The 8,928-nt window shown below is 50.3% G+C and carries 19 protein-coding genes; 1 reads left to right on the forward strand and 18 read right to left on the reverse strand.

What is annotated here, in order from left to right; all coding sequences use genetic code 11:
* Positions 1-7: 7 nt before the first annotated feature.
* From OGV38_RS07730 to OGV38_RS07815, 18 genes are all read right to left on the reverse strand, one after another.
* A complete protein-coding gene (locus OGV38_RS07730) occupies positions 8-313 on the reverse strand; it encodes a DUF2730 family protein (protein WP_016239613.1) in 306 nt (101 codons plus the stop codon).
* Positions 314-520, reverse strand: a complete 207-nt coding sequence (locus tag OGV38_RS07735; protein WP_044712129.1) for a TraR/DksA family transcriptional regulator — start codon at positions 518-520, stop codon at positions 314-316.
* The gene (locus OGV38_RS07740) at positions 517-1,125 is read right to left on the reverse strand and encodes a hypothetical protein (RefSeq protein WP_109862676.1); all 609 of its coding nucleotides are present in this window, start codon (positions 1,123-1,125) and stop codon (positions 517-519) included. The genes OGV38_RS07735 and OGV38_RS07740 overlap by 4 nt, the downstream gene beginning before the upstream one ends.
* A complete protein-coding gene (locus tag OGV38_RS07745; protein ID WP_023277380.1) occupies positions 1,113-1,520 on the reverse strand; it encodes a hypothetical protein in 408 nt (135 codons plus the stop codon). The genes OGV38_RS07740 and OGV38_RS07745 overlap by 13 nt, the downstream gene beginning before the upstream one ends.
* A complete protein-coding gene (locus tag OGV38_RS07750; protein WP_058587178.1) occupies positions 1,513-1,731 on the reverse strand; it encodes a hypothetical protein in 219 nt (72 codons plus the stop codon). The genes OGV38_RS07745 and OGV38_RS07750 overlap by 8 nt, the downstream gene beginning before the upstream one ends.
* A 1-nt stretch (position 1,732) precedes the next feature.
* Positions 1,733-2,323: a glycoside hydrolase family 108 protein gene (locus OGV38_RS07755; protein ID WP_286473143.1), complete on the reverse strand. Its 591-nt coding sequence runs from the start codon at positions 2,321-2,323 to the stop codon at positions 1,733-1,735.
* A gap of 96 nt (positions 2,324-2,419) precedes the next feature.
* Positions 2,420-2,743, reverse strand: coding sequence for a hypothetical protein (locus OGV38_RS07760; RefSeq protein ID WP_181532980.1), 324 nt, complete (start codon positions 2,741-2,743; stop codon positions 2,420-2,422).
* Between the two features lie 4 nt (positions 2,744-2,747).
* A complete protein-coding gene (locus OGV38_RS07765; RefSeq protein ID WP_016239620.1) occupies positions 2,748-3,155 on the reverse strand; it encodes a Mor transcription activator family protein in 408 nt (135 codons plus the stop codon).
* Entirely contained in the window at positions 3,152-3,679 is a 528-nt protein-coding gene (locus tag OGV38_RS07770) for a gp16 family protein (protein ID WP_181532978.1), read from the reverse strand. Before OGV38_RS07770 ends, OGV38_RS07765 begins: the two co-directional genes overlap by 4 nt.
* 2 nt (positions 3,680-3,681) lie before the next feature.
* Entirely contained in the window at positions 3,682-3,996 is a 315-nt protein-coding gene (locus OGV38_RS07775) for a hypothetical protein (RefSeq protein WP_181532976.1), read from the reverse strand.
* Between the two features lie 4 nt (positions 3,997-4,000).
* Complete coding sequence (locus OGV38_RS07780) at positions 4,001-4,204, reverse strand: hypothetical protein (protein ID WP_181532974.1); 204 nt, start codon at positions 4,202-4,204, stop codon at positions 4,001-4,003.
* Between the two features lie 4 nt (positions 4,205-4,208).
* Entirely contained in the window at positions 4,209-4,595 is a 387-nt protein-coding gene (locus OGV38_RS07785; RefSeq protein ID WP_227326241.1) for a hypothetical protein, read from the reverse strand.
* A gap of 89 nt (positions 4,596-4,684) precedes the next feature.
* Positions 4,685-5,212 carry a host-nuclease inhibitor Gam family protein gene (locus OGV38_RS07790; protein WP_057063585.1) on the reverse strand — a complete coding sequence of 176 codons (528 nt, stop codon included), beginning with the start codon at positions 5,210-5,212 and terminating at the stop codon, positions 4,685-4,687.
* 13 nt (positions 5,213-5,225) lie between these two features.
* Positions 5,226-5,480: a host nuclease inhibitor protein gene (locus OGV38_RS07795; protein ID WP_181532972.1), complete on the reverse strand. Its 255-nt coding sequence runs from the start codon at positions 5,478-5,480 to the stop codon at positions 5,226-5,228.
* 11 nt (positions 5,481-5,491) lie between these two features.
* Positions 5,492-5,782 (reverse strand): hypothetical protein, encoded by a 291-nt coding sequence (locus OGV38_RS07800; protein ID WP_044712157.1) that lies wholly within the window; start codon positions 5,780-5,782, stop codon positions 5,492-5,494.
* Between the two features lie 2 nt (positions 5,783-5,784).
* Positions 5,785-6,024 (reverse strand): Kil protein family, encoded by a 240-nt coding sequence (locus tag OGV38_RS07805; RefSeq protein ID WP_023277390.1) that lies wholly within the window; start codon positions 6,022-6,024, stop codon positions 5,785-5,787.
* Positions 6,025-6,028: 4 nt separating this feature from the next.
* Positions 6,029-6,967 carry an AAA family ATPase gene (locus OGV38_RS07810; RefSeq protein WP_061068291.1) on the reverse strand — a complete coding sequence of 313 codons (939 nt, stop codon included), beginning with the start codon at positions 6,965-6,967 and terminating at the stop codon, positions 6,029-6,031.
* A gap of 95 nt (positions 6,968-7,062) precedes the next feature.
* Positions 7,063-7,719 carry a Mu transposase C-terminal domain-containing protein gene (locus OGV38_RS07815; protein ID WP_502874067.1) on the reverse strand — a complete coding sequence of 219 codons (657 nt, stop codon included), beginning with the start codon at positions 7,717-7,719 and terminating at the stop codon, positions 7,063-7,065.
* Positions 7,720-7,769: 50 nt separating this feature from the next.
* Here OGV38_RS07815 and OGV38_RS07820 point away from each other — a divergent pair, with 50 nt between their 5' ends.
* Positions 7,770-8,921 carry an IS30-like element IS30 family transposase gene (locus OGV38_RS07820; RefSeq protein WP_286473067.1) on the forward strand — a complete coding sequence of 384 codons (1,152 nt, stop codon included), beginning with the start codon at positions 7,770-7,772 and terminating at the stop codon, positions 8,919-8,921.
* Positions 8,922-8,928: the final 7 nt, after the last annotated feature.

Here is an 8,928-nt window from a genome sequence, read left to right on the forward strand (position 1 = left end):
TAGCCTCTTAATTTTTTTCCTTCAGTTCGTTTTCCAGCAACAGATCGCTGATACGTGTGGCCTGCCGGAGCATTCCGGAGAACTCCCGTATTTCGCCGCGCAGGTTGCTCATATCCAGTTGCAACTGGTGGAGTTCCTGCCGTGACGGCATCCCGTCGATGGCCTTTTCAAGTGCACTCATCCGGCTGTTAACTTTCTCCATCTCTTCCCGGCGGGCATAGGTTTTCACCAGCAGCAGGTGGATAATATTGATACCGGACATCAGTCCGGCCCAGATGACAGCCCAGTTACTTCTTACGGTTTCCCATTCCATTTATGCCGTCTCCCTGAGTGTCTGGCAGTCAATACAGGTCACGGCATCCGGCATGGCCGCCAGTCGTTTCGGGTCAATTTCGTCACCACAGTCGTTGCAGTGGCCTGGCGTGTCAGGAGATTCTTTAACCCTGTTTAACTGAGCATTTAATGCCCGTTCACGGTCTGCCATCTCAAGGCCGCTGGCCTTGTCCAGTTCATCCGTCATCTACCCGCCGCCATCGTTTTGTGTTTGCTTGATTTGCTGTACCGGGCGAACCCGTCAAGGGTGCGAAAACCGAGATACCCAAGCGCCGGTGTCGCCAGCATGAGTGCGATATCCCAGTCCGGTGATGGCATGGAGAAGGCATGACCAAAAGCACCGGATACCGCGCCAGCCTGCTGACCCACAGACATCAGCATCACATACGCAATGCAGCTGTAGAGCGATAGCCGGGCCATCAGCGGTCTGGTCTGACGGACATATTCATCCGTAGCGTTGTCCCCGTTACGGATGGTTTCCTGCTGTTCATGGTGGGCAGCCTGACGGTCAGCCAGTACGGCTTTGTCCCGCTCAAGCTGGAATTGCTCAATCTGGACTTTCAGGGACTGGAGCTGGACGAACTGTTCTGGCGGCAGCGCCGCCAGTTTCTGCTCAAGCACCCGCTGCTGGTCCTGCGGGTTGATGACGCTGTTGACGTTCTCAACGATCCCCGCCACAGAATCTGCCGTTCTGGCGGTGTCGCCACCGAACCAGCCTCCCACGGTACGCAGTAATGACGGTCCGGCCTTCATCAGAACGGAGGCAATGGTGGTGAGGGTTACTGGATCCATACAAGCAGCCCCTTACGTGCAACCCACTGACAGAACAGAAATCCTGTGGCTGCGCCGAGTGGTTCAAGGACAAGCAGGTACAGCGGGCTGGCATAAAGTGGACTCAGGCAGATAAGAACGAACCCAACTCCCCAGACAACCCACGACCAGAAACATGCATGCCGGCTGATATGCATTTCAGGTTTAAGAAGCCTGTAAGGCAGATTGCCAAGAAAGATGCTGAACCCGACCAGGACCACACCGGACAACGCCAGCCACCAGACCATAAATGCCTGGCGGCCTGAGAAACTACAGATGAACAGCGACAGGCCGACGAGAATGACAATGCTCCATCCGGAGCGCAAAACCTGTACCAGCGCCAGCTTTAACCAGTCACAGCTAAACGATTTAAACATTGTGTTTTTCCTTGTATCGCTGGCATTGCCAGACGATGTCTCTGATATCGACGGATGACCAGCCGCGCATGTAGTAGCTGCCGTGCGTCCCGTCATGACCTTCATAACTTGTCGGAACAGGGACGGGACCACCGGCCATACGATGAAGAACTTCCTGCCGCAGTCGGTCACGTCGTCCCAGTTTCAGCGAAGCGTCCCATCCCTTGCCCATATCAGCTCCGGGCTACCGAATAACGCACACCGGAAATCTCACGACAGGCGTCAGCGAGGTTGTCCAGGCGGTTAAACCAGCCGTTGAGGAACTTGCCCTGTGAAGGGTTTGATTTGATGATGTCGGCGTAATAGCGGGAACGACGCAGAAATAAATGGTTCAGCAGCCAGTCAGGGTCAGCACGTTCAACGGCTGCGCGGGTGTTTTTACCGGCGATACCGTCAACACTTTTGCCGGTGAAACCCGCAGCTTCCTGAAGCAACTGGACAGCCTTTTTGACGCCATGCTGGACGGCAGAGTCAAAGACAAACAGGGCGATATCATCCGGCCAAAACTGGCAATACGCGGGATACCAGTAGTCACGGAAGTAAATCTGTCCGGCCTGTTCAACCGTTAAATCACGAATACGAGTATCAGGCTTGCCATCGCCATTAACGTCGGTCATGCCATCGGCAACACCGTCGCGTTTATCTGATATACCGAAGTTGGTTTCACCGCCACGGTCAGTGGGGTCATTGACATATCCGCGTTCTGCGCTGAGCACGAAAGCGAGAGCATTGCGAAATGCGGGAGAATCGGGGGTGTTGTTCATAAAACGGCACCTTTGGAAGTGGGTTAGATTTCCCTTCCATCATGTGCCGGACGAAAAAAAAGCCGGATTAACCGGCTTCATTGTATTGGCTATGACTTAATAGAATAAATAATCTTTGTAGCGATAGAGCAACCATCCTGATACCAACAAAAGTAAAATAATAAAACTTACGCTTTTATCAGTCTTTACTGGATATTCTTCCGCAGCGATCAATAAAGATTTCCTGTTGATCAGATACCAAATAAAAGGAAGTATAAATATACTTAGCGCAGCCCAAACCACAGGGTGTATGCCTCTGCGACATCCTTTTCGCACACCTTCTCTAACAACATAACTTCCTATGTTGTTAGAAGTAGCATCAAAGAAAACCCAAAAAACACATATAATACAAACTATGTTAATAACAATCACACCAACCATATTATCACTCCATATTAAATGAGAGCTGCCTCTTACCTTGCTCTAACTTTCGCATTCTCCGGATTGCTTTATACACCGTTTTATAGGTAACACGGTAACGCTCAACCAACTCTGTGATGTTTCTGCCATTGAAATCACGCCAGATTTTCATATCACGAATCAATGACTCAAGAGTCTGGCCGCGTGGGAAATAAATCTGCATGCCGCCAATCTGACAGCTAATCGCGTAAACCAGCTCCAGAGAGATACGTGGGTCAACGCCATGCTTTGTCAGTTCGCCACGCAGCAGCGTATTCAGTTCTGTCAGCAGTGCAGGAAAACGCACAGTTTCCGCCGAACTGTCATCGTCCAGGTGCTCCAGAATGCTGTCATCCTGGATATCACCAAACAGGTCATTCTGCTTTTCGCTCATGTGCGCACCTTTCTTACTTTACTGGAATACAGTCTGTTGATGGCGTCATAACCCCGATGATCCTGAAATGCCAGGTCTCGCGGACTCAGCGCCTCTGTCATTTCTCTCAGATGCCATTGCTTGAGGCTTTCCAGCACCATCAGAAGATTATCGCCACGGCACCATGCCAGGCTGGCGATACCTTTACCTTTGTTGGTTCTGACAGTCATCTTCGCGACGAACGTATCCAGTGCGGTATCGCTGCCATCACGAATAAACCCGTCAAGATGCATCTGCCGCCAGATACTGCGGACCTTTGCGGTGATATCTGTTTCACGATGACGGCGAGCCGGAGAACGGGGGCGGGTACGTCTGAAACCCTTATCCTCCAGTACCTTCAGCACATCCTCCAGTTGGCCGACTCTCAGGTCACGACAGCTTTGCTTTCCCGTCACTCGCATCAGTACAGAACGGTAGGTGTCATCGTCCAGCTGTAGATTGCGACGGGCAACATGGATTAACTTAATCAGGGATGCGCGGCTCATCGTTACTTCTCCTTCACGCCAATGCCAGCGGCGGCAACATATTTTGCTGGGCTGGCGTTCTGGCGGTTCGAGCGGCATACCAGCGCCCAAAAATTCATTTCGCAAATTATCGCTGCCGTTGTTTCAGCCCGGCTACGGAACCCCAATTTATTCGACTTTCCGACCGAGCGTTTACGCTGACGCATTACCTTTCTCGTGTGCGCAGATTGCACTTCATCACGGCGCTGTTTTGATGCGTAAACACCTTTTGCTGGTACTTTACGCGCCTGCTTCTGATACGCAGTTAACAGGTCGTGTACGTCTGTAAATTTAGCCATGCTGTTATCGCCCCCAATCAGAAACTTCTTCCTGCACACGGAATTCAGCCTCTACCGCGTCAGCAACATCGTTATCCATCTCAAGACTCGCCGCTGCCAGTTCACGCGCAAATGCCTTCCGCCGCTTCTTGTTTCCTATATTCCACTCACGGCCTTTGAGTTCGTTATTCCACGCCCTGACCATGTAACCCATCATTGATTTAGCCATCTATTCATCCCCCCTTCACGCCAATGCCAGCGGCGGTCAGTTCTGCGTCATACAGCCACGCATCAATCGGATTCAGCGAGTTTTCGATGGGCGCACCGCCAGATTGATACATCAGAGCCTTTGCACGTAAAAACAATTCACGCATAGCCTCCAGTTCTGTTATGCGTTTTTGGGCCTTGACCAGTTCATCTGCCAGTGTCCATTCTGATTTTGACAGGACGTCTATTTCACCCAGCAACAATTCCACGACTTCAAGAGTGAAACTGCGCTGGGTCTCATTGATAGTTTTAAGACGATTAATACTGGTATCGGGGCCAAATGGCGGCATTGCTTTACGTTTGCAGATATCGTCACGTATCTGCTGGATATTGATAATCGTATGCTTGGTCATTCGCTTAAACTCCATCTTTAGTTGCCTGCGGGTGCACGAAGCCCCGGCAGGCATGCCGTATTAAAATTCGGAGAATTAAATAAAGTTAATTAATCAGTTACAGTTTGTTCAAATGGGATTATTTCAAAATCCTCAACATCTGATTTAATGGATATCCCTGCAATTCCCTTAACTTCATTCGGTGATGCAAGAATTGCCTCTTTATTAATTTCCTCTTTATTGCGAAGAAATTTACCCAGACTGAATTTCTTGAGTAACGCAATAACATCTTCAACTTTGCGAATGGTGACGCTGGGCGGGCGTTTGCGCCAGCGAACCTCACCCGTTGTCAGGTTAGCGGTCTTGGTCTTGCCGTCTTTCGTCAGCTCTGCACGGTTGGCTTCACACCATGTCTGAACGCCAGCCTGCAAACGCGCAAGCTCTTTTTTAAGCGCTTCAATGCCGGGCGCAACATCATTTGTCAGGGCCGCTATTTTGTCATTCAGTTCCGTTTCACGACGCAGAATGACACGGGTAATATCGCCAATCTTGCGGATGTCGCTGATTACGTCATCGCGGCATTGAGGAACGGCAACAGCAGCGGCTGATTTTGCGCGGGGCTTTTTGGGTGCTTTCATGTAAACCTCAGCTTTATTTTTCAATATATTCACGAGTGATAAGGTCAGTAAATCTCATTAGTGCATTACATCCCTCATGTTGGTTACTGGCTTCAAGGACTCCCGGCACAAGAAGCCCGCTACCTGCACGGGAATGTCTGGCATGGATATCAATTAAATCCCTGATTCGATTTTCTTCGCCAGTGATAATGGGTAAAGCCCCGTCGGGTAGTGTTTGTCCAAATTCAATTAACCCCGAAGCCCAGGCATAAGCAGTAATTTTTGCCATTTACACCTCCGTTAATTACCTCTATAAATAATGTTAAATACCTGACTACGGGACATTTCCATTTTTTCGGCGATAACCGAGATGGTCAGCCCCTCCTTGTAAAGCTCACGACACAAATATGCGTCGTCATCATTTCCTGCTCTGATGCGCAGCGAAAGACCCTGCCGAATGGCGCAATTCTGCACTGACTGTTTAGAGCGCCCCAACTGCAGCGCCAGACCGCTTACACTTACCTTTCCCGCGTTCTGTTCCAGAATAAGGAGTTCTTCGCGTGACCATGCTCTCCCCGTACTCCAGCCCATACTTACCTCCAGATAATCCGGCAACCTTCCAGACTGGCTACCCAGACGGAGCGGGTGCCGCCGTTGTGTGTTTCCGATATACGGGATGCACTACGCACCAGCTCTGTTGGGGGGCAGACAATCTCCAGTAATGGGCGACGCATGAAAACCCGAACGTCAGTGACACGGCTACCACGGGAGCGAAGCCAGTTCTGCGCCGCCTCTGCCATGCTGATGTGTTCTGCAATACGTTCAGTAATCATGGTGTTATTCCTCGTTCAGATTGCTGTGACCCAGTTCCAGCATCGCAGACTGGATGTGTGACGTGCCGATGGTCTCACCCTTGCCCTGCGCGTAAATCCCCGCCAGCGGGAGGATGTGAGACAGAGAACGGAGAGCACCGGGACGACGGGCGATCATCTTCAACAGTTTCCGTTCCTCCTGTCCGCAGACCTGCCAGGCATCACAAAAACTGTCCACGTCACCGGCTGATACGGTGTTGATGACGTACTTTTTAGATACGCGGGAGAACAGACGGGCGAAGTCCACACTGCGTTGTCCACCTGTCAGGCGGTCGTAGACTTTATGGTTTCCGACCAGCGCCAGACCAACGCCGCATTCCTCCTGGAGAATTCGCAATTCTTCAACGGCATCCAGACTCAGCCAGTCAGCTTCATCCACGACGATCAGACCACGCGTATCCGGCAGACGCTGGCGTAACAGACGGGACAATGCGCCCCGACGGTATGGTGCATCAGCAATCCCCATTTTCAGCGCCAGTTCGTACAGCGTTTCCAGTTCGTTGCTGCGGGACTTGCTGGCGGTGATATGCCAGACGTTGTTGCCTGTCGCTGCATATTGTCTGATGGCTTTTGTTTTACCGACGCCCGGATTGCCGTAAACCAGCACAATCGTTCCGGCCAGTTGCGCCCACGTCAGGGTGGCGAGAATTTTTTGTGAGGTCGGTGTTTCAACGAAATCAGGAGCCACTGGCAGCGAGGTTTTCGCGGCAGTGTGGCTTTCCAGCCAGGTATTCAGGCTGGCGGCAACCGTATCGTTATCGCCCTTATATTTCCCGTTCAGAAACTGAGAAACCGTAGCCGTTGAGGTGCCGGTTTCACGTGCCAGAGCTGCGCCTGAAATCGCTTTGCTGTCAATTAATTCACGAATGGCACTACGCACAACATCATGGTTAATTTGCGTCATGATTATTAATCCTGTATTTTTCAAATGGCCTGTACTTAATCAGGTGTTAAAACTGATTCACTTCATTCAAAGCGGCGCTCGCAACGTCGCTTTTTTTATTTCTGCGACTGTTTCGCTTTATTAACGAACGTCTGAAAAATCACATCATTCTCGGTTTGCGTGTCCTGTATTTCCTCCACACGTCTGACGGTATTACCCATATTGAATACACGCTCAACAACATGACGTTCCGGCAACTCTGCATGTTCTGTCTTCGGTAGCAGGTCGTTAACTTCAATCGCCGTCATACGGTTTAGTGCCTTCGTTGCTTTCTTCGTGCTGCGCATCATTTCACGACGGGCGCGGTTGTGTTCACGACCAGCCTCGGTATCACCAAACGCCACTGCGGCGCGACACTCCGCCATACAGAGGAAGCGGCCATCAAGGTCGTAACAGGCCACTTCACTGTGAAGGTTACGCGGGTCAAAACGGACTGTAATTTTGCGGGAGCGATGGCTGACAAGTAGCTCACTCCAGTAGGTGTTTTTGCGGCCAAACAGGGAGCCGCCGCTTTCCATCGTGAATTCTCCGGTTGGTTTCACGCGAACCGACTCTGCCGGCAGCATGAACTGGCGGATTTGTTCTTCAGTTAAACGGGTGATCACAGCCTGGCTGTAGCTTTGTTCAAAAGCCTGATCGAAGGACAGTTCACCCCGGCACATTTCCGTTTTACGCTGGGTTTTCCTGTTAAACATGGCGACTGTAGATTCAATTGGTCAACGCAACAGTTATGTGAAAACATGGGGTTGCGGAGGTTTTTTGAATGAGACGAACATTTACAGCAGAGGAAAAAGCCTCTGTTTTTGAACTATGGAAGAACGGAACAGGCTTCAGTGAAATAGCGAATATCCTGGGTTCAAAACCCGGAACGATCTTCACTATGTTAAGGGATACTGGCGGCATAAAACCCCATGAGCGTAAGCGGGCTGTAGCTCACCTGACACTGTCTGAGCGCGAGGAGATACGAGCTGGTTTGTCAGCCAAAATGAGCATTCGTGCGATAGCTACTGCGCTGAATCGCAGTCCTTCGACGATCTCACGTGAAGTTCAGCGTAATCGGGGCAGACGCTATTACAAAGCTGTTGATGCTAATAACCGAGCCAACAGAATGGCGAAAAGGCCAAAACCGTGCTTACTGGATCAAAATTTACCATTGCGAAAGCTTGTTCTGGAAAAGCTGGAGATGAAATGGTCTCCAGAGCAAATATCAGGATGGTTAAGGCGAACAAAACCACGTCAAAAAACGCTGCGAATATCACCTGAGACAATTTATAAAACGCTGTACTTTCGTAGCCGTGAAGCGCTACACCACCTGAATATACAGCATCTGCGACGGTCGCATAGCCTTCGCCATGGCAGGCGTCATACCCGCAAAGGCGAAAGAGGTACGATTAACATAGTGAACGGAACACCAATTCACGAACGTTCCCGAAATATCGATAACAGACGCTCTCTGGGGCATTGGGAGGGCGATTTAGTCTCAGGTACAAAAAACTCTCATATAGTCACACTTGTAGACCGAAAATCACGTTATACGATCATCCTTAGACTCAGGGGCAAAGATTCTGTCTCAGTAAATCAGGCTCTTACCGACAAATTCCTGAGTTTACCGTCAGAACTCAGAAAATCACTGACATGGGACAGAGGAATGGAACTGGCCAGACATCTAGAATTTACTGTCAGCACCGGCGTTAAAGTTTACTTCTGCGATCCTCAGAGTCCTTGGCAGCGGGGAACAAATGAGAACACAAATGGGCTAATTCGGCAGTACTTTCCTAAAAAGACATGTCTTGCCCAATATACTCAACATGAACTAGATCTGGTTGCTGCTCAGCTAAACAACAGACCGAGAAAGACACTGAAGTTCAAAACACCGAAAGAGATAATTGAAAGGGGTGTTGCATTGACAGATTGAATCTACA

Source organism: Citrobacter sp. Cb080, assembly GCF_030334745.1.
Classification (GTDB): domain Bacteria; phylum Pseudomonadota; class Gammaproteobacteria; order Enterobacterales; family Enterobacteriaceae; genus Citrobacter; species Citrobacter braakii.